Below are 17446 nucleotides of genomic sequence, written 5' to 3'. Positions count from 1 at the left end.
CCTCGACGGACGGGCGCACCCCTGGAAGGCCACCAGGTCGCCCGGGACCTCCCCCTCGACGCCGTCCCACCCTGTGACGCCGTTCTCTGTCCAGCCGTTACCGGGTTGGAGGCCGCCGCATGCGTACGCTCGCCGGACTGAGGCGCTGCCTCGCCACGGCCCTGCCGCTGGTGCCCGGCCGACGACTGCCCCGAACGCCCCAATGTCGGCGGCCCCCACCGGCGCGGCTCCACCCGAGGGGCACCCGCGGGCGGTTAGCGTCGATGCCGACCGGCACCGTGGGCCCGGGAACGAGGAGCCGCCCGTGGACAGAACCGAGCTGGCGGAAGCCACCGCCCGCAAAGCCGCGCAGCGGGGCGGCTCCCTCTCGGCCGAGGAGGTGGGCCGGGTCCTGGACGCCCTGTTCGGCACGGTGCAGGACGCCGGAACGCTCGCCGAGGCCCTCAAGGAGGGCCGGACCGTCAGCGTCATGGGCTTCGGCACCTTCCACCGCGACGACGGCACCGCCGCCCTGCGCCCCGGCCAGGCCCTGACCGAGTACCTCACCGGCGACGCGGGCTGACCGCCGCACCCCGCCGACCCGGGCGGTCCCGGGGATCCCCGCCGTCGGGCACGGCGAGGACCGGGGCGCGCGCACGGAGGCCGTCCCGGCGCCCCCTCGGAGCGACCGCGCCGGTTACGGCGCGGCGTCGAAGACCGACCGGCCCCGCGCGCGGACCGGCCGGGGCGGCCTGCGCCCGGTGAGCGCCGGCAGATCGACCGTCTCCCGCAGCACGTCGGCCACGGTGACGGCCGCCAGTTCGGCCTTCATCGACTCCTCCGCACGGCTGTACGCGTCCCGCAGCACCGGGGGGATGCCCCGCCCGACGGGGCACAACTGGTTGGGCGGAGTGGCGTGCAGCGCGATCAGCGGCTCGGGTTCGACGGCGAGGTAGACGTCCCGCAGGGTGATGGACTCCGGGACACGCGCCAGCCGCCAGCCCGCGCCCTGCCCGCGCTGGGAGACGACCAGGCCCGCCTCGCGCAGACCGCCGAGGATGCGGCGGATGACGACGGCGTTGGTGTTGACGCTGGCGGCGATCTGATCGGACGTCACGATGCCGTCCGAGCGCTGGGGGCAGACCAGCGCCATCCAGGTCAGGGCGTGCGTGGCCACGGTCATGCGGCTGCTGACGCTCATGGAACCTCCACTGTCCGAAGCAACCGGCGAACCATGTCGTAACTGATTCTGTTACGACAACGCCCGCGCGTCCACCCCCCGGGGCCGGCGCCCGGTCGCTTCCCGGTGACGGCCACCCGGTCACGCGGTCACGCCGGAAGCCCGCCGCCCGCCGTCACGCCCCCGGGTACACCGCGTCCAGCAGCCCCCGCACGAACCGGTCCGGGTCGTCCAGGCCCGCGGCGGAGACGGTGCCGGCGCCGCCCGCCAGGAGGTGGGGGAGGGCGGCGTGCAGGGCCAGGGTGACGGCGGCGGCCCGCTGCCGGGTGACGGGCAGCCCCGCGGCGCGCTGGGCCGCCTCCAGGCCCGCGAAGTCGGCCGCCGCGATCGGGTCGAGGACGGCCGAGAGCCAGGGCCTGCGGGACGCCTCGGCCTGGAGCTCCAGGTAGGCCAGCATGCGGGAGCGGCCGGGGCCCGCCACGTCCTCCAGCAGGCCGCGCAGCAGCGCCACCAGTTGCTCGCGCCCGGTGGGCGGGCCGCCCGCGGTCAGTTGCCCGGCGACGGCGCGGTACCGCTCCACACAGCGCTCGGCCACGGCGCGGAGCAGGGCCTCGCGGGTCGGGAAGTAGTTCTTGGCGGTGCCGGGCGGCACCTCGGCGGCGGCGTCCACGGCGCGGTGGGTCAGGCCGCGCCCGCCCGCCTCGGCCAGCACCTCGATGGCGGCGTCGCGCAGCGCGTCCCGGCGGCTCGGGTTCACCGTCGGCTCCCTTCCTGTCCTGGGGCGGGTCGTGGGTGGTCGGGGGGCGGGGGCTGGGGGCGTGGGGCTGGGGGCGTGGGCTGTTCAGGCTACGCCGGGTGTGGTACCACAGATGAGGTACCACAGGCGTGGTGGCCGGGTGCGGTGGTGGAGCGGGTGGAGGGCGTCATGGGTGGACGGGCGGTCGTCGTGGGGGCCGGGATCGGCGGCCTCGCCGCGGCGGTGGGGCTGCGCCGGGCGGGCTGGGCGGTGACGGTCCTGGAGCGGCGCGGCCAACTGGAGCGGTACGGCACCGCGCTCGGCCTCCACCCCACCGCGCAGGCCGCCCTGGACAGGCTGGGAGTCGGCGAGGCCGTGGCCCGGCGTGCGGTGCCCTACCGGGGGGCGCGCATCCGCACCCCGGGGGGCAGGGTGCTGGCGAGCCTGCCGCTGGAGCGGATCGAGCGGAAGGCGGGCCGCCCCGAGCTGCTGGTCTCCCGCCCGTATCTGATCGACGCCCTGGCGGACGCGCTCGGCGCCTTCGGCGACGCGCCCGTGGAGTTCGGGCGCCGCGTCACCGACGTGGTGGCGCTGACCTCCGCGTCCGACCTGGTGGTGGGCGCCGACGGCATTGGCAGCGCGGTCCGCGGCGCCTGCTTCGGCACCGCCCACGGGCCGCGGCGCGTGGGCACGGTGGCGTGGATCGGCACGGCGGGCTTCGAGACCGGGGTGTACGGGGAGACCTGGGGCCGGGAGCGGTTCTTCGGCATGACGCCCGTCGAGCCGGGCCGCACCAACTGGTACGCCACCGTGCCCGAGGCGACCACCGCCGAGCACCTGCGGGCGAGCTTCGAGGGCTGGCACGACCCCATCCCGCGGATCCTGCACGACACGGACCCGCGGACCTGGATCCGCTACGAGATGCGGCACCTGCACCCGGCCCTGCCCGGCTTCGTCCACGGCGGGAAGGTGGCGCTGGTCGGCGACGCGGCACACGCCATGACGCCCAACCTGGGCCAGGGCGCGTGCACGGCGATCCTGGACGCGGAGGCACTGGCCCGCGCCGTCGCCGAGGCCGGGCCCGCTCGGCTGCCGTCGGCCCTGCGCGCCTACGACAAGGAACGCCGCCGCCCCGCCCAGCGGGTCGCCTTCGCCTCCCGCACCCTCCACCGCTTCATGTCCACCCGCCACCCCGCCCTGCGCGACCTGGCGGTGCGCCTGCTGCCGGGATGACCCGGCGCCCCCTCAGGGGGCGGCCGGGCGGTCCGCGGGTGCCGCCGCCCCGCCGCCCGCACCCGGGAGGGCCGCGGCCCGCAGCTCCCTCACCAGGGCGCGCACCACCGCCGTCCCGGCCAGCTCGGGGGTGGTGACATACCCGACCCGGCGGGTCGGGCGGGTGGGCCCCAGATCGGTGATCCCCACCGAGTCCGGCGCCCCGACCAGGGAGAGCGCCGGCATGATCGCCATCCCGTGGCCCGCGCCGACCAGGGAGAGCACCGCTCCGTCGTCCTCGGCCTCCACGGTCGCCCGCGGGATCCAGTCCTGCGCGGCCCACCACTCGCGGGTGTACGAGCCGCAGTTCTCGGCCCAGTCGACCAGCGGCAGCGAACGCGGGGCGGCGTGGCCCGCCGCGTGCACCAGGGCGTACGGCTCTTCGAGGAGTCCGCTCGCCACCAGACCCGGTGGAAGCGTCGCGGAGCCGCCCAGGGTGGCGATGCCGATGTCGGCTCGCCCGTCGGCCACCTCCCCCGCGGTGCCGCGCCCCACCTCGCGCACGATCCGCACCCGCGGCTCGATCCCGGGGTGCCGGGCGCGCAGTCGCCGCAGGACGGGCGGCAGCAGGTGCAAGGCCGCGCTGCGGAACGCCGCGATCCGCAGCGGCCCCTCCACCGCGTCCGGCCGGGCCGCGCCGCGCGCCTCGGCGGCCAGGACGTCCAGCAGGCGCAGGACGCGGCGCGCGTACGCGACGGCCTTCTCCCCCGCGGGGGTGGGGCGGGCGCCGGTGCGGCCCCGCTCGAACAGAACGGCGCCGATCCTGCGCTCGCTGCCCCGGACCGAGTGGGAGACCGCGGACTGGGTCAGCCCCAGCGCGGCGGCCGCGGCCGAGAACCCGCCGGTGTCCGCGACCGCCACCAGCACGCGCAGTTCGTGCGGGGCGAGATCGGAGTCGGTCGTACGGGCCACGCGGCGCTCACCTCGGGGTATGAGTACTGCTCATGGATCGGTGGGTCGTATGAGCCCAACCGGCTGCCCGGCGGGCGCATTCCCGCCCTACGGTCCGGTCATGGCCGAGACCGCGCTCACCGTGCACCAGACCGCCCGCCCCCACGGCTTCCCCACCGCCGAACACTTCGCCTTCGTCGAGTCCCCGCTTCCCGTCCCCGCGGCCGGCGGCGCGCTCGTGGAGAACCTCTACTGGTCCGTCGACCCCTACCACCGCGAGATGATGGACGACGTGCCCGGCGGCTTCGCGCTCGGCGCGCCGCTGGAGGGCCGCACCATCGGGCGGGTCGTCGCCTCGCGCACGCCCGAGCTGGCCGAGGGCGAGATCGTGTTCCACCGGCAGGGCTGGCGCACGCACGCCGTGGTCGCCCCCGACGAGGTCCGGCGGCTGCCCCGCTTCGACGGGGTGCCCCTGACCGCGCACCTGAGCGTCCTCGGCGGCACCGGCCTGACCGCCTATGTGGGCCTGACCCGCATCGCCCGGCTCCGGGAGGGCGAGGACCTGTTCGTGTCGGCCGCCGCGGGCGGGGTCGGCACGGCGACCGGGCGGTTCGCCCGGCTGCTCGGCGCCGGACGGCTCGTGGGCAGCACGGGCTCGGCGGCGAAGGCCCGGCACCTGGTGCGGGAGGTGGGCTACGACGCCGTCTTCGACCGCCACGACGGGCCCGCCGCCGACCTGCTCGGCCGGGCCGCGCCGGACGGCATCGACGTGTTCGTCGACAACGTCGGCGGCGAGCAGTTGGCCGCGGCGGTGGGGGCGCTGCGCGAGTTCGGGCGCATCGTCCGCGTCGGCACGATCAGCCAGTACAACACCGGCGACGCGCCGCCGCCGCGCTTCGACCACGCGGACGTCGTGGAGAAGAGCATCCGCATGGAGGGCTTCCTGGTCCGCAACCACAGCGACGCGCAGGAGGAGCTGTACGCGTTCGCGGTACCGCATCTCCGGAGCGGCCGGCTCGCCCTGGACGAGACGGTGACCGACGGGTTCGAGCACATCGTGGACGCGTTCCTCGGCATGCTGCGCGGCGAGAACACCGGCAAGACCATCGTGCGGTCCGGCCCGCGGGCCCCGTCCGCGGCCTGACGCCGCAGCGGGCGCGGGCGCACATCCGGGTGCGGGGCGCGGCGGGGCGCGCCTGTGCGCTCTGCCACGTGGCCGGGCGACGGGGATAGCGTGTTTTCGGCCGTGCTCGTCCTGTGGTGGGAGGAAGTCGGGATGCCCGTTGAGGGAAGCGGCGGAAGCGGGGACGGCGACGAGCACCCGGGGCAGCCGTGGACGCCGCCGCAGGATCCGCCCAGCCCGGACGGGGAGATGCCCCCGGGCGACGGCAAGCACCGCGCATGACGCTGCCCCGCCAGGTCCGGCCGGCGCGCGGGGAGCTCGGCCGCTTCCTGCTCGGCGCCGGGCGCATGACCCCCGACTGGGCGGACGCCTTCGACGCCGTGGACCGGGCGCTGTTCCTGCCCGGCGTCATGTGGCCGCACGACATGCGGACCAGGACGAGCACCGGCGTGGACAAGGACGCCGACCCCGACGCCTGGTACCGGCACGCCGACGCCAACGTGGCCATCACCACGCAGTGGGACGACGGCCACCACCAGGGCCTCGCGCCGGGCCGGGTGCCGACGTCGTCGGCGTCCATGCCGAGCCTGGTCATGGCGATGCTGCGGGACTTGGACGTGCGCGCGGGCATGCGCGTGCTGGAGATCGGCACCGGCTCCGGGTGGAACGCGGCGCTGCTCGCGCACCGGCTCGGCGACGACCGCGTCACCACCGTCGAGGTGGACCCCGTCGTGGCCGCCGCCGCCCGCGCCGCCCTGGCGCGGGCCGGGCGGCACCCGCGCGTCGTCACCGGCGACGGCCTGCTCGGCTTCCCCCCGACCGCCCCCTACCACCGGGTCATCGCCACCATGGGCCTGCGCCGCATCCCGTACGCCTGGGTGCGGCAGACCGTCCCCGGGGGCGTGATCCTCGCCCCGTGGGGCACCGGCTACTCCCACGCCGACGCCCTGGTCCGCCTGGTCGTCGCCGACGACGGGGCCTCGGCGTCCGGGCGGTTCACCGGCACCGCCGAGTTCATGAAGGCCCGCGCCCACCGCTTGGCCCGCCCGCCCCACCAGGCGTACCTCCCCGAGGGCTTCCCCGGCGGGGCCGACGCCTCCACCACCCGCCTCACCCCGCACGACCTCGGCTTCGAGGACCGCCTCGACCACCCCTTCGCGTTCGTCGCCGGCCTCCTGCTCGGCGACGTGGCCATGGCCACCGACCGGCGCGGCGACCAGCGCAGCACCTGGTTGTACGGGCTGTCGGACCGCTCCTGGGCGGCCGTGCTGTTCCTCGACGGCGCACCGCGCTCCACGGTCCACCAGTGCGGCCCGCGCCGGCTGTGGGCGGAGCTGGAGGCCGCGCACCGCTGGTGGACGGACGCGGGCCGGCCGGAGGTCGGCCGCTTCGGCCTGACCGTCACCGCCACCGGCGAGCACACCTGGCTCGACACCCCGGCGCAGCCCCTGACCGAGGTCGCACCCCTCCCTTCCGTTGCCGATCCGGCAACAACCTTTGCGGATTCCGTGACGCTGCCGCATGGTCGTCGCGGAGGTGGTCAACGTGACCTTTCGGCTGAAGAGCAGCTATGACGTGGTGGTGGTCGGCGGCGGCGCCGCGGGGCTGAGCGGGGCGCTGATGCTGGCCCGGGCGCGGCGCTCGGTGGTGGTGATCGACGCGGGCAGCCCCCGCAACGCCCCGGCCGAGGGCGTGCACGGGCTGCTGGCCCGGGAGGGGATGCCGCCCGCGCGACTGCTGGAGCGCGGGCGGGCGGAGGTCCGCGGCTACGGCGGCCACGTGGTGTCCGGCGAGGTCGGCGCCGTGACCCGCGAGGGCGACCGGTTCGCCGTGGCGCTGGCCGACGGCCGCACCGTCCGGGCGCGCCGAGTGCTGGTGACCGCCGGTCTGGTGGACGAGCTGCCGGACGTGGCGGGGCTGCGGGAGCGGTGGGGCCGGGAGGTGCTGCACTGCCCGTACTGCCACGGCTGGGAGGTGCGCGACCAGGCCATCGGCGTGCTGGCCGGTTCGCCGCGGTCGGTGCACCAGGCGTTGCTGTTCCGGCAGTGGAGCGACGACGTCACCCTCTTCGCCCACACCCTGCCGCCGCTGTCGGAGGAGGAGGCGGAGCGGCTGGCCGCCCGCGGCGTCACCGTCGTGCCCGGCGAGGTGGAGTCCCTGGTGGTCGAGGACGACCGGCTGGTGGGCGTACGGCTGGGCGACGGCACGGTGGTGGCCCGTCAGGCGCTGGTGGTGGCACCGCGGATGGTGGCCCGCGCCGGCTTCCTCGCGCCGCTGGGGCTGCGGCCGGTGGAGCACCCGTCCGGCGCGGGCGAGCACATCCCCGCCGACGCGACCGGCCGCACCGAGGTGCCCGGGGTGTGGGTCGCCGGCAACGTCACCGACATGACCGCCCAGGTCGGCGCCGCGGGCGCGGCGGGCACCGCCGCGGCGGCCCAGATCAACGCCGACCTGATCGAGGAGGAGACCCGGCAGGCGGTCGCCGCCCTGCGCGACCCGTTCTCCGCCGCTTCCGAGGCCCGGGTCGCCGCACTGGTGACGGGAGACGGCCGCCACGGGCTGTGACACCGCCGGGGCGCACGGGCGGGGGCGTTGCCGGGCACGCCCCCGCCCGTGCGCCGTTCACCGGCCGCCGGGCGTACTCACCCACCGTCGCCCCGAACCTCGGTTCACCCGCGGCCGGCGCCGCGGCGCGCACGTCCCGGGCGGGGCTCCGATCTCGGGTTGATTCAGGTCAGGATGTGGCCGCTTCGGCTCCTAACGTGGTCCTTGTCGGACGGAGCAGCCGCCGACACCGGCGGGAACCCGGGTAGCGCCCGGATCCGGCCACGGAATCCCCGGCATCCGGGCCCGAGAAGATCCGGACCCCGGCATCCGGGCCCGGGAACGCGGGAACGACAGGAAGGCGGAAAGAACCCATGAACCAGACCACCACCACCGCGCACCTCACCGGCGAGCGCGCCGACCTGCTGGCCGCCCTCACCCACCAGCGGCACTTCCTGCGCTTCACCACCCGCGACCTCACCGACGACCAGGCCAGGCGGCGCACCACCCCCAGCGAGCTGTGCCTGGGCGGCCTGATCAAGCACGTCACCGCCGTCGAACGCAACTGGGCCGCGTTCATCGTCGAAGGCCCCTCCGCGATGGGCGACTTCACCACCATGACCGAGCAGGACTGGGCCCGCCGCGCCGACGAGTTCCGCCTGCTGCCCCACGAGACCCTCGCCGGCGTCCTCGCCGACTACGCCGAGGTCGCCCGCCGCACCGACGAACTCCTCGCCACCCTTCCCGACCTGGACGCCGCCCACCCGCTGCCCAAGGCCCCCTGGTTCGAACCGGGAGCCCACTGGTCCGCCCGCCGCGTGCTGAGCCACATCATCGCCGAGACCGCCCAGCACACCGGCCACGCCGACATCATCCGCGAAGCCCTCGACGGCGCCAAAAGCATGGGCTGAAAACCACCCGCCGCCCCGCCCCGCCTGCCGACCGGCCGGTGCCATGATGGGCTCATGCATTCGAGCCGGGGCGAGCAGAACACCGCCGGACCGCGGACACAGGCGCAGCGGGACGCGATTACGGTGGAGATCGCCTTCTCGGTGGTCTCCGGTGGGCTGGTCGCGGCCCTGCTGTTCCTCCTCATCGCCGGCCCCGCCCTGCTGGGCGACCTGGGGCAGACCGCCGAGGCGCGGCTCCGGGTGGCCGCCGGCCTCGCCGCCGCCGTGGGCTCGCGGTCCGCGCGGGCAGCGTCCTCCGCAGACTGCGCACCTCCCTGCGCTGACCGGCCGCCGGGGCGGGCGGCCCCCGGCCCGACGTGCTCTCGGCACGCCCCGCGCCGTCACGGAGATCTGATTTTCCTGGTAATAACTCGAAGGGGCTAATCGCGCTTCATCCCGGATGACTTCTGGAGTGACGGGAAGAACAAAGAAAAGGAACTGGTAAAGGTGAAACACCAATCTCCGATGGGTGCGCCGAAGTTGAATTCCGGCCTTCGGTGGACAACCCTCCGCCGCACAGCCGCGCCATCGCCTTTTCCCCGCCGATGCCTCCCGCATCCACCAGGGCGCCGCGAGAGCGGCATGTCATCCGCGCAGTCGGCCCGTGTATCGCCAAGGAAACGATGTGGTCGCGTCGAAGAGCCCGAAGGCCGCGGTACTCGCCTTCTTCGGTGAACCGCTGCACCCCGGAACCACCACGCAGGTGTTCGTGTACTGGCCCGTCGAGGACCCGCCGGAGCGAGCCGAATACCGCTGCGGTGTGTGCCCCGGAGGAGAAGAACAGGCATATCCCCTGGTACGCGTCGACGGCCGATTCTGGTCGGGGAGGTTCGAGGTCCGCTGCGACGCGGATCCCGGCGACGCGGAACTGACCGTCGCGGCCCACCGGGACCGCAAAGCGGTGTGCGAGAGCGTGCCGGTCACGGTCAGACCCCGCCCGTGCCCCCCGCGAGGGCAGTGCGGGCCGCCGGGGCCGTGCGGCCCTCGCGGTCCGGAAGGCCCACCGGGACCGTGCGGCCCGCCGGGGCCCTGCGGACCGCCCGGGCCCTGCGGCCCGCAAGGACCGGAAGGACCGCCCGGTCCCGGCGGCCCCTGCGGTCCGCCGGGATGCGAGGGCCAGCGCGGACCCCAGGGCCCGCGCGGGGTGCCCGGCCCGCCCGGGCCCGAGGGACCGCGCGGCCCGGAGGGACCGGAGGGCGAGCAGGGGCCCGAGGGCCCCGAGGGCCCGCCCGGCAGGAACGGCCGCGACGGCAAGCCCGGCGTGGACGGCCGCGAGGGCCAGGACGGCCAACCCGGGCCCGCCGGCCCCAGGGGGCCTCAGGGACCCCAGGGGGAGTGCGGCCCTCCCGGCCCCCGAGGACCACGCGGCCCCCAGGGCGACCCCGGCGGCCCACCGGACCGGGCCTGCCTGCGCCTGCTCATCATCGAGATCCTGGAGGAATTCGGCTTCTGCCCCCGCCGGTGAGGCACGTGCCCCGGCGGGGGCCGGTGCCGCGACCCCCGCCCCGCACCGCCCGGTCACCCCGGCGCCCGGCCCTCCTCCGGATCGTGCCCGGTCACCGCGTACCATCCCGGCCGCACCTCCGCCAGCAGACCGCCGAGCCCCCGGATCGCGTGGCGCAACTCCTCCGGTGACGGGTCCACGGGCCCGGGCAGGCTCCGCCCGTGGCAGCGGAGCCGCCAGATGTCGAACACCGCTGCCCCGTCGGCGAAGTCCACGTCGACGTCGAGCCCGCCCGGATCGATCAGCCGGCATCCCGCGTCGTGCACCGCGTACCTGTGGCCGCCGACCTCACCCCGGCGCCCGATCCGCCCCGAGCGCGCGAGCGCCGGCAGGTCCGCCAGGCGCTCCGCCTCAGGCAGGGCCTCCCGTACCGCCGCGCTCGCCGCGCCCAGCGCGGTGACGAAGCTGCGCACCACGTCCTCCGCGCTCGGCGGCTGCCGCTCCGCCATCGAACACCCCCGGATCCCCGCCGCGCACGGCCACGGCGACCCGCCGGCGCGGGACGGTGGACGGCATGTGCGGCTGGACCCGCTGACACCTCGGCCCCTCCGTCAGTCGAGGACCGCGACGGCCTCGATCTCCACCAGGTGCTCCGGCACGTCCAGCGCGGCCACGCCCAGCAGCGTGCCCGGCGGGACGGGGGTGACCCCCAGCTTCGCGGCCGCCCTGGCGGCACCCTCCAGGAACAGGGGCATCTTGTCGGGGGCCCAGTCCACGACGTGCACGGTCAGCTTCGCCACGTCGTCGAAGGAGGCGCCGATCCCGGCCAGGGCGGTGCCGATGTTGAGGTAGCAACGCTCGACCTGCGCGGCGAGGTCGCCCTCGCCGACCGTGCGCCCCTCGGCGTCCCAGGCGACCTGCCCGGCGATGAAGACCAGCCTCGACCCGGTCGCGATCGACACCTGCCGGTACGCGTCGACCTCCGGAAGACCGCCGGGGTTCACCAGGGTGATGGCCATGCTGCCCGCCTCCTCGTCACCGGCGCCCGCGGGCTCGTCGCACGGAGCCCACGGCACGCCTCTCTCTCTCCTGTGGTTACCGGGTAACCGTAGGAGAGTGGCTGCTGACATGGAAGGACGCACTTTTCGGTGCCTGGGGAACCTTCCGGTGACCGAGCAGTTCAACGGCCTGCCGGCTCATCTCGCCCCGTCCGCCACGACCTGGTGCGCGAGGGCCACCAGGTCCGGGACGGCCGGGTGCCCCGTCCCCTCGCGCCAGGCGATGACCACGGGAACGGGCGGCGCGTCCGCGAGCGGGCGGTGGACCAGCGACGGGTGCATGTGGTTGCTCGGGGTGGCCGACGTGGACACCCCGATGGCGCGGCCCGCCGCGATGGCGATCAGCCACTCGTCGGTGTTGGTCACCTCGATGGTCCGGAGGGGGCGGGCCGCCGGCGGCCACAGGTCGAGCGTGGTGGTGCCGGAGACGGTGTTGAGGGCGATCGGATGGGCCGTCAGATCCGCCAGCGCGACCCGGGGGAGCGCCGCCAGCGGGCTGTCCGCCGGCATGACCACCACCCGCTCCTCCGTCAGCAGCAGCTCCGTGCGCAGCCCCGGCCAGGTGGCCGCGCCGCGCAGCAGCGCCGCGTCCACCCCGCCCCGGGTGAGGCCCGCCGTGCGGTCGTCCACGCGGAGCAGCTCCAGCGGGGTGCCGGGGCGAGTCTCGTCCCAGCGGCGCAGCAGCGGCACGGTGTGTTCGCCGAGCGCCGCCCAGGTGTGGCCCAGGCGCAGCGGCCAGCTTCTCAGCCCTCCGGGGTCCAGGGCGGTCTCGACGGCGGCGAGGGCGGCGGCGGCCTTGTCGCGGAAGACGCGGCCCTCGGCGGTGAGCTCCAGATGGTGGGTGGAGCGGTCGACGAGGCGGGCGCCGAGGTGGTCCTCGAGCTGGCGCAGGGTGCGGGAGAGCGCGGGCTGGCTCAGATGGAGTCGGGCGGCGGCGCGGGTGACGTTGCCCTCCTCGGCGATGGCGAGGAAGGCGCGCAGATGCCGCAGCTCCATGGTCATGCGTCGGAAGCATAACCGCAGCCGGACAGGCATTTCACGGCCGCGAGCCGGATTCCTAGCGTGGAGGGCATGACCTCCTCGTCCACGGCCCGTGTCTTGTCCACGGCCCGTGTCTCGTCCGCGGCGACCGCCGCGCCCGTTCCCCCGCGCCACGCACCCGGTCCCGCCAAGGGGCGCGGCGGCGCGGGCGGCGTCGGCCTGATGCTGACCGCCGCGGTGTCCGTGCAGTTCGGGTCGGCCTGCGCCGCGCTGCTGTTCCCCCGGGCCGGGGCGCTCGGCACGGTCGCGCTGCGGGTGACGTTCGCCGCGGTGCTGCTGCTGGCCGTCACCCGGCCCCGACTGCGCGGCCGCTCCCGTGCGGACTGGGCGGTGGCCGGCGGGTTCGGGCTGGCCCTCGGCGGGATGAACATCCTCTTCTACCAGGCGATCGACCGCATCCCGCTGGGTCCCGCGGTCACCTTGGAGGTGCTCGGGCCGCTGCTGCTCTCGGTCGTCGCCTCGCGCCGCGCCGTCAGCCTGCTGTGGGCCGGCCTCGCGCTCGCCGGGGTCTGCCTGCTGGGCGGCGGCGGCCTGGACCGGCTCAACCCCGCGGGCGTCGCCTTCGCGCTGGGCGCCGGGGCGATGTGGGCGGCCTACATCGTGCTCGGCGCCCGCGCGGGCGCGCGCTTCCCGCAACTGGACGGCCTGGCGATCGCGATGGCCGTCGCCGCGCTGGTCAGCCTGCCGCTGGGCCTCGGGGCGGCGGGCGGGGCGCTGCTGGAACCGGGAGTGCTCGGCCTGGGCCTGGCGATCGCGGTGCTGAGCTCGGGCGTGCCCTACACCTTGGAGCTGCTCGCCCTGCGCCGGCTGCCCGCGGCGACGTTCGCGGTGCTGACGAGCCTGGCCCCGGCCCTCGCCGCGCTCGCGGGCTACCTGGTGCTGGACCAGGGTCTTTCGCTGCCGCAGTGCGCCGCGATCGCGCTGGTGGTCGCGGCGAGCGCGGGCGCGCTGCGCACGGGCGGACGCCGACCCGCAAGCCCCGCCCCCGCCCCCGCCGCGGCCGGGGGCGGGGCCGCGGGCCGCCGAGGGTGATGCCGGTGAAGTGACAGGCCGGACGGTGCGGGCGCCCGGCACTCGCGTCACCTGCCAGGAGCCGTCCCGCCCCGCGCGCCGGTGCCGCTCACTCCCCGTCGGCGGCGAGGAACCGCAGCACGCGGGGCAGGACCTCCGCCGAGCGCGTCCACCCTTCCCGGTGGTCGGCGCCCGGCACGGAGAAGAAGCCGCTGCCCGTGCGCGCGGCGACCCGCCGCATCGGCTCGTGCCACGGGTCGGCCGTGCCGCAGTACATCAGCAGCGGGACCCCGGTGCGGGCCAGGCCCGCGTCCAGGCCGCGGTCACGGGAGAACGCCTCGTAGTTGGCGCGCAGCGCCGCGGGGTCGGCCGCCTCGATGACGGCGGCCTGCGCGGGATCGGCCAGGGCGCCCCGCCGCAGCACGTCGAACGCGTCGGTGCCCTCGGGCAGGCCGAGCTGCCGGAAGACGTGGTCGCGCGCGGAGGCGAAGCCGTCCACCGGATCCCAGGAGCCCGCGACGACCCGGGCGCACCGCTCGGGCGCGAGCAGGGCCGTCCCGAGGGCCGTCAGGGCGCCCATGGAGTAGCCCCAGACGGCGGCCCGGTCGGCGCCGATGTCGTCGAGCACGGCGGTGACGCACTCCACGCGGCGCTCCAGGGCGTAGGCGGCGGGATCGCGCGGCCCGTCGCTGGCCCCCAGGCCCAGCGGGTCGATGGCCACCACCGTGTGCCCGGCCCGCAGCGCGGGGGTGTAGCCGGTGTCGCCCCAACTGGCGCCGGTCTGGAACATCCCCGGATGCAGCACGAGAACGGGCCCGTCACCGGACACCTCGTAGCGAACCTTGAACCCGCCGCTCGTCGTCGTCGTCGGCACTCGTCTCTCCTCGTCCGTCCACCCGCGATCGCCCGGAGGCACGCCGAAGTACCGCCTGCCACCAGGAACGTTACGACTTGTAACAGGCGCCATCCTGAAGCAAGCTCAGAGCGCGCGTAAGGAGGCACTTTCATGTCGCAACGGAACACCGGGGTAACGGACCAGCTCACGCCGCCGCCCGCGGACGCCGCCCCCGGCATCGCCGACTGCCCCCTGCGGGAGGTGCTCGCCCTGATCGGCGACAAGTGGAGCGCCCAGGTGCTCGTCGTCCTCGGCGAAGGGCCGCGCCGGTTCACCGAACTGGAGCGCGCCGTCGACGGCATCAGCCGCCGCATGCTCACCCTCAGCCTGCGCAGTCTCGAACGCAACGGGCTGGTCACCCGGACCGTCCACCCGGACGCCCCGCCGCGCGTGGAGTACGCCACCACGCCCCTGATCGACGAGATCCGCGAGCCGCTCGAGGCCCTCGCGGCATGGGCCGACCGCAACCGCCCGGCCATCGCCGCCGCCCGCCACGCCTACGACAACCGGGAGCGGCCCCGCGAGGACCGGTAGCCCCGGTGGGGAGCGTCCCGGGGCGCCCGGGGCGGGGTTTGCGATCATGGGGGTGGAAACCACTCCGCAGCGTGTGAGGAAGTCGATTCGCGATGCCGGCCGTCCCCGCCGATCCGACCGTGCTCCACCCGATGCCCGAGCAGCCCCGTGTGGTGCTGCTCAAGCCGCTCGTCACCTCGCCGCTGATCGAGGTCGGGGAGTTCACCTACTACGACGACCCGGACGACCCGACCGCGTTCTTCACCCGCAACGTGCTCTACCACTACGGACCGGAGAAGCTGGTCATCGGGAAGTTCTGCGCGCTGGGCGAAGGCGTGCGGTTCATCATGAACGGCGCCAACCACCGCATGGACGGCCCCTCGACGTTCCCCTTCCCCATCATGGGCGGCTCCTGGGCCGAGCACTTCGATCTGATCACCGGCCTGCCCGGGCGGGGTGACACCGTGGTCGGCAACGACGTCTGGTTCGGGTACCGGTCGATGGTCATGCCCGGTGTCCGCGTCGGCCACGGGGCGGTGATCGCGTCCGGCTCCGTCGTCGTGGACGACGTCCCGGACTACGGCATCGTCGGCGGCAACCCGGCCCGGCTGATCCGCCGCCGCCACGGCGACGCGGACATCGCCCGCCTGCTGGCCCTCGCCTGGTGGGACTGGCCGCTCGAGCACATCACCGCGCACATCCGCACCATCATGTCCGGCAGCGTCGACGACCTGGAGGCCGCGGCCCCACCGCGGTGACCCGCCGCGGGTGCGCGCGTCAGCCGATGGAGGTGTCGCGGTGGGCGAGGAGGACCTTCCGCAGCGCCGACGCGAGGTGGCCGCACTCGTCCCGGTCGAGGCCCTCCAGGATCCTCGCGTAGTGGGCCAGGTGCTCCGACATGGCCAGATCGACCAGTTCCCGGCCCGCCGGGGTGAGCCGGATCCTGACGGTGCGCCGGTCGTCGGTGTCGCGGACCCGTTCGACCAGGCCCTTGCGTTCCATGCGGTCGATGCGGTTGGTGATGGCGCCGGAGGTGACCATGGCCGCCTTGAGGAAGGCGCCCGCGGTCAGGGCGTAGGGCGGCCCCGAGCGGCGCAGCGTGGTGAGGACGTCGAACTCGCCCACCTCCAGGCCGCGCTGGGCGCAGAACTCCTTGAGGTGCCGGTCCAGTATCCGGTTGATCCGCTGGATCCGGGCGATGACGTGGACCGGCCACAGTTCGTCGGTCAGCTCGGGCCGCTCCCGCGTCCACTGGTCGATGATCAGGTCCACCACATCGGTCATCGCCTGGTCCACTGGTCCACCCCTTCTCCCGGTGCTCGTCCGTGCCCGTGGGCTCGGCCTGCCGTGCGGCCGCCGCCGAGTGACCGCCGCCGAGTGACCTCGGCCGAGTGACCGCGGCCGAGTCCTCTCAATGTTAAGACACTTGACGTTGAACAAGCCCCTCTGCTTTTATCTCAACGTTGAGATTGTCAACGTTGAGTGAAGCGGCGGCCGCGTCCAGTCGCCCGGCCCACGCGTCCGCGGGCCGGCCGCCGGCCGCCGCACCGTCCGCACCCAGGGGGTAGCCCGCCATGAACCGCGCATCCGCACGCACCGCCGCCCCCGACCGCACCGGCGCGGGACGCGCCGCCCCCCGCCCCGTGCCCGTCGGGTGGCTGGCGCTGCTGGCCACCCCCGCCGCCGCGTCGGCCAACGCGCCGGTGCTGATCCTGGAGGACATGGCGGGGTCGCTGCGGGTGGCCACGGCGGCCGCCACCTGGCTGGTGACCGCGTTCGCCTGGGCCATGGCCGTCGCCACCCCGCTCCTGGCCGGGCTGCTGCGGCGCCGCGGGGCACCGGTGGTGCTGCGGGTGAGTGCCGCCCTGGTCCTGGCCGGCACCGTGCTCGTGGTCGCCGCCCCGTCACTGCCGCTGGCCCTGGCCGGCCGGGCCGCGCAGGCCGCGGGCGGCTCCGGGCTGATCGCCACCGCCATGACCCTCGCCGGAACCGCCCGACGCATGGGCGTCATCAGCGCCGGCTTCGGCGTGCTGGGCGCGGCGGGGCCCCTGCTCGGCCAGCAGATCACCGACGCCGCCTCCTGGCGGGCGGCGCTCGCCGTGTCGGCGGTGGCGCTGGTGGCCGTGCCCGCCGTCGTCCGCCACGCACCGCCGGCCGCCGCCGCCCCCGGCACGCCGTTCGACCGCCGCGGCGCCGTGCTGCTGACCGCGCTGGCCACCGCGCTGGTCCTGCTGCCCACGGCCACCCTGCCCGCGGCGGCCGCGGCCCTGGCCTCCGGTGCGCTGCTGGCCGCCCACATCCGGCGCCGCCCCGACGGCTTCGTGCCGTCCGCGCTGCTGCGCACCTCCGCCTTCCGCGTCTGCGCGCTGCTCGCCCTGGCCCTCTCGACCTCCTACTTCACCATCCTGTTCGCGGTGCCGCGGCTGATCGGGGACCGCGCCCAGTGGTCGCAGCAGGCCATCGGCGCGGGGCAGTTGGCGACCCTGCTCATCGGCTCCGCCCTGTCCTGGCCGCTGGCCGCGGCCTCGTCCCGGCTGGGCCGCGGGCGGACACGGGCGGTGCTGCTCAGCACCGGCGCCCTGGCCGTGCTCACCGCCGTGTTCGCGCCGTGGGGCGCGCTCCTGCTCGCCGCGGCCGGCGCCGCCGCGTTCACCGCGACCGGCGCCAACGCGATCCTGTCCATGCAGGCGGCCGACGCGGCCCCCGCCGAGCAGCGCGCCACCGCCATCGGGCTGTTCGCCCTGAGCTACCAACTCGGCGGCGCCTTCGGCCCGGCGGCCGCCGCGCTGCTGGTCCTCGGCTAGCTCCG

20 protein-coding genes are annotated in these 17446 nt (G+C 75.8%); 12 read left to right on the top strand and 8 right to left on the bottom strand.

Translation table 11 applies throughout. The annotated features are described in order from the left end of the window. Positions 1-304 precede the first annotated feature (304 nt). Positions 305-562, top strand: a complete 258-nt coding sequence (locus ACYVO2_RS06980; RefSeq protein ID WP_461006716.1) for an HU family DNA-binding protein — start codon at positions 305-307, stop codon at positions 560-562. A gap of 114 nt (positions 563-676) precedes the next feature. Here the strand turns inward: ACYVO2_RS06980 and ACYVO2_RS06975 are convergent, their stop codons facing one another. Then, positions 677-1180: an Rrf2 family transcriptional regulator gene (locus ACYVO2_RS06975; RefSeq protein WP_461006715.1), complete on the bottom strand. Its 504-nt coding sequence runs from the start codon at positions 1178-1180 to the stop codon at positions 677-679. A 154-nt stretch (positions 1181-1334) separates the two neighbouring features. Further along, on the bottom strand, positions 1335-1916 hold the full coding sequence (locus tag ACYVO2_RS06970; protein ID WP_461006714.1) for a TetR/AcrR family transcriptional regulator: 582 nt from the start codon (positions 1914-1916) through the stop codon (positions 1335-1337). A 168-nt stretch (positions 1917-2084) separates the two neighbouring features. Between ACYVO2_RS06970 and ACYVO2_RS06965 the strand changes: the two genes are divergently transcribed. Next, positions 2085-3128 carry an FAD-dependent oxidoreductase gene (locus ACYVO2_RS06965; RefSeq protein ID WP_461006713.1) on the top strand — a complete coding sequence of 348 codons (1044 nt, stop codon included), beginning with the start codon at positions 2085-2087 and terminating at the stop codon, positions 3126-3128. Positions 3129-3140: 12 nt separating this feature from the next. On the opposite strand, the gene ACYVO2_RS06960 is transcribed toward ACYVO2_RS06965, so the two are convergent. Continuing rightward, entirely contained in the window at positions 3141-4079 is a 939-nt protein-coding gene (locus ACYVO2_RS06960; protein ID WP_461006712.1) for a LysR family transcriptional regulator, read from the bottom strand. A gap of 100 nt (positions 4080-4179) precedes the next feature. Here ACYVO2_RS06960 and ACYVO2_RS06955 point away from each other — a divergent pair, with 100 nt between their 5' ends. The 6 genes from ACYVO2_RS06955 to ACYVO2_RS06930 all read left to right on the top strand — a co-directional run bounded on the left by ACYVO2_RS06955 (position 4180) and on the right by ACYVO2_RS06930 (position 9059). Continuing rightward, on the top strand, positions 4180-5202 hold the full coding sequence (locus tag ACYVO2_RS06955; RefSeq protein ID WP_461006711.1) for an NADP-dependent oxidoreductase: 1023 nt from the start codon (positions 4180-4182) through the stop codon (positions 5200-5202). A 132-nt stretch (positions 5203-5334) separates the two neighbouring features. Then, positions 5335-5463, top strand: coding sequence for a hypothetical protein (locus ACYVO2_RS06950; RefSeq protein ID WP_461006710.1), 129 nt, complete (start codon positions 5335-5337; stop codon positions 5461-5463). Beyond that, positions 5460-6755 (top strand): methyltransferase domain-containing protein, encoded by a 1296-nt coding sequence (locus ACYVO2_RS06945; protein WP_461006709.1) that lies wholly within the window; start codon positions 5460-5462, stop codon positions 6753-6755. Before ACYVO2_RS06950 ends, ACYVO2_RS06945 begins: the two co-directional genes overlap by 4 nt. Further along, positions 6703-7746: an NAD(P)/FAD-dependent oxidoreductase gene (locus ACYVO2_RS06940; RefSeq protein ID WP_461006708.1), complete on the top strand. Its 1044-nt coding sequence runs from the start codon at positions 6703-6705 to the stop codon at positions 7744-7746. The genes ACYVO2_RS06945 and ACYVO2_RS06940 overlap by 53 nt, the downstream gene beginning before the upstream one ends. A 353-nt stretch (positions 7747-8099) precedes the next feature. Then, positions 8100-8636, top strand: coding sequence for a DinB family protein (locus ACYVO2_RS06935; protein ID WP_461006707.1), 537 nt, complete (start codon positions 8100-8102; stop codon positions 8634-8636). A gap of 54 nt (positions 8637-8690) precedes the next feature. Continuing rightward, positions 8691-9059 (top strand): DUF6332 family protein, encoded by a 369-nt coding sequence (locus tag ACYVO2_RS06930; protein WP_461006706.1) that lies wholly within the window; start codon positions 8691-8693, stop codon positions 9057-9059. 1134 nt (positions 9060-10193) lie between these two features. On the opposite strand, the gene ACYVO2_RS06925 is transcribed toward ACYVO2_RS06930, so the two are convergent. The 3 genes from ACYVO2_RS06925 to ACYVO2_RS06915 all read right to left on the bottom strand — a co-directional run bounded on the left by ACYVO2_RS06925 (position 10194) and on the right by ACYVO2_RS06915 (position 12179). Beyond that, positions 10194-10628 carry a DUF6896 domain-containing protein gene (locus tag ACYVO2_RS06925; protein ID WP_461006705.1) on the bottom strand — a complete coding sequence of 145 codons (435 nt, stop codon included), beginning with the start codon at positions 10626-10628 and terminating at the stop codon, positions 10194-10196. A 102-nt stretch (positions 10629-10730) separates the two neighbouring features. Continuing rightward, positions 10731-11138 (bottom strand): RidA family protein, encoded by a 408-nt coding sequence (locus tag ACYVO2_RS06920; protein ID WP_461006738.1) that lies wholly within the window; start codon positions 11136-11138, stop codon positions 10731-10733. Positions 11139-11315: 177 nt separating this feature from the next. Beyond that, positions 11316-12179, bottom strand: a complete 864-nt coding sequence (locus ACYVO2_RS06915) for a LysR family transcriptional regulator (protein ID WP_461006704.1) — start codon at positions 12177-12179, stop codon at positions 11316-11318. Between the two features lie 69 nt (positions 12180-12248). On the opposite strand from ACYVO2_RS06915, the gene ACYVO2_RS06910 reads away from it, so the two are divergent. Next, positions 12249-13250 carry an EamA family transporter gene (locus tag ACYVO2_RS06910; protein ID WP_461006703.1) on the top strand — a complete coding sequence of 334 codons (1002 nt, stop codon included), beginning with the start codon at positions 12249-12251 and terminating at the stop codon, positions 13248-13250. Between the two features lie 88 nt (positions 13251-13338). On the opposite strand, the gene ACYVO2_RS06905 is transcribed toward ACYVO2_RS06910, so the two are convergent. Further along, a complete protein-coding gene (locus tag ACYVO2_RS06905; protein ID WP_461006702.1) occupies positions 13339-14103 on the bottom strand; it encodes an alpha/beta fold hydrolase in 765 nt (254 codons plus the stop codon). Positions 14104-14235: 132 nt separating this feature from the next. Between ACYVO2_RS06905 and ACYVO2_RS06900 the strand changes: the two genes are divergently transcribed. Further along, positions 14236-14658, top strand: a complete 423-nt coding sequence (locus tag ACYVO2_RS06900) for a winged helix-turn-helix transcriptional regulator (protein ID WP_461006701.1) — start codon at positions 14236-14238, stop codon at positions 14656-14658. A 92-nt stretch (positions 14659-14750) separates the two neighbouring features. Next, positions 14751-15395, top strand: a complete 645-nt coding sequence (locus tag ACYVO2_RS06895) for a CatB-related O-acetyltransferase (RefSeq protein ID WP_461006700.1) — start codon at positions 14751-14753, stop codon at positions 15393-15395. 19 nt (positions 15396-15414) lie between these two features. Here the strand turns inward: ACYVO2_RS06895 and ACYVO2_RS06890 are convergent, their stop codons facing one another. Beyond that, positions 15415-15921 carry a MarR family winged helix-turn-helix transcriptional regulator gene (locus tag ACYVO2_RS06890; RefSeq protein WP_461006699.1) on the bottom strand — a complete coding sequence of 169 codons (507 nt, stop codon included), beginning with the start codon at positions 15919-15921 and terminating at the stop codon, positions 15415-15417. Positions 15922-16211: 290 nt separating this feature from the next. On the opposite strand from ACYVO2_RS06890, the gene ACYVO2_RS06885 reads away from it, so the two are divergent. Next, positions 16212-17441 carry an MFS transporter gene (locus ACYVO2_RS06885; RefSeq protein WP_461006698.1) on the top strand — a complete coding sequence of 410 codons (1230 nt, stop codon included), beginning with the start codon at positions 16212-16214 and terminating at the stop codon, positions 17439-17441. The last annotated feature ends 5 nt before the right edge of the window (positions 17442-17446 follow it).

This window comes from Streptomyces capparidis, from assembly GCF_054782095.1.
This window is presented reverse-complemented; position numbering and strand designations above follow the sequence as displayed.

What these genes read in the sequence shown, in the direction of transcription:
- ACYVO2_RS06945 (WP_461006709.1), top strand. Translation starts at nt 5,460, where the DNA reads ATGACGCTGCCCCGCCAGGTCCGGCCGGCGCGCGGGGAGCTCGGCCGC.
- ACYVO2_RS06895 (WP_461006700.1), top strand. Translation starts at nt 14,751, where the DNA reads ATGCCGGCCGTCCCCGCCGATCCGACCGTGCTCCACCCGATGCCCGAG.
- ACYVO2_RS06910 (WP_461006703.1), top strand. Translation starts at nt 12,249, where the DNA reads ATGACCTCCTCGTCCACGGCCCGTGTCTTGTCCACGGCCCGTGTCTCG.
- ACYVO2_RS06955 (WP_461006711.1), top strand. Translation starts at nt 4,180, where the DNA reads ATGGCCGAGACCGCGCTCACCGTGCACCAGACCGCCCGCCCCCACGGC.
- ACYVO2_RS06930 (WP_461006706.1), top strand. Translation starts at nt 8,691, where the DNA reads ATGCATTCGAGCCGGGGCGAGCAGAACACCGCCGGACCGCGGACACAG.
- ACYVO2_RS06975 (WP_461006715.1), bottom strand. Translation starts at nt 1,180, where the DNA reads ATGAGCGTCAGCAGCCGCATGACCGTGGCCACGCACGCCCTGACCTGG.
- ACYVO2_RS06935 (WP_461006707.1), top strand. Translation starts at nt 8,100, where the DNA reads ATGAACCAGACCACCACCACCGCGCACCTCACCGGCGAGCGCGCCGAC.
- ACYVO2_RS06900 (WP_461006701.1), top strand. Translation starts at nt 14,236, where the DNA reads ATGTCGCAACGGAACACCGGGGTAACGGACCAGCTCACGCCGCCGCCC.
- ACYVO2_RS06950 (WP_461006710.1), top strand. Translation starts at nt 5,335, where the DNA reads ATGCCCGTTGAGGGAAGCGGCGGAAGCGGGGACGGCGACGAGCACCCG.
- ACYVO2_RS06915 (WP_461006704.1), bottom strand. Translation starts at nt 12,179, where the DNA reads ATGACCATGGAGCTGCGGCATCTGCGCGCCTTCCTCGCCATCGCCGAG.
- ACYVO2_RS06890 (WP_461006699.1), bottom strand. Translation starts at nt 15,921, where the DNA reads ATGACCGATGTGGTGGACCTGATCATCGACCAGTGGACGCGGGAGCGG.
- ACYVO2_RS06965 (WP_461006713.1), top strand. Translation starts at nt 2,085, where the DNA reads ATGGGTGGACGGGCGGTCGTCGTGGGGGCCGGGATCGGCGGCCTCGCC.
- ACYVO2_RS06920 (WP_461006738.1), bottom strand. Translation starts at nt 11,138, where the DNA reads ATGGCCATCACCCTGGTGAACCCCGGCGGTCTTCCGGAGGTCGACGCG.
- ACYVO2_RS06940 (WP_461006708.1), top strand. Translation starts at nt 6,703, where the DNA reads ATGGTCGTCGCGGAGGTGGTCAACGTGACCTTTCGGCTGAAGAGCAGC.
- ACYVO2_RS06885 (WP_461006698.1), top strand. Translation starts at nt 16,212, where the DNA reads ATGAACCGCGCATCCGCACGCACCGCCGCCCCCGACCGCACCGGCGCG.
- ACYVO2_RS06925 (WP_461006705.1), bottom strand. Translation starts at nt 10,628, where the DNA reads ATGGCGGAGCGGCAGCCGCCGAGCGCGGAGGACGTGGTGCGCAGCTTC.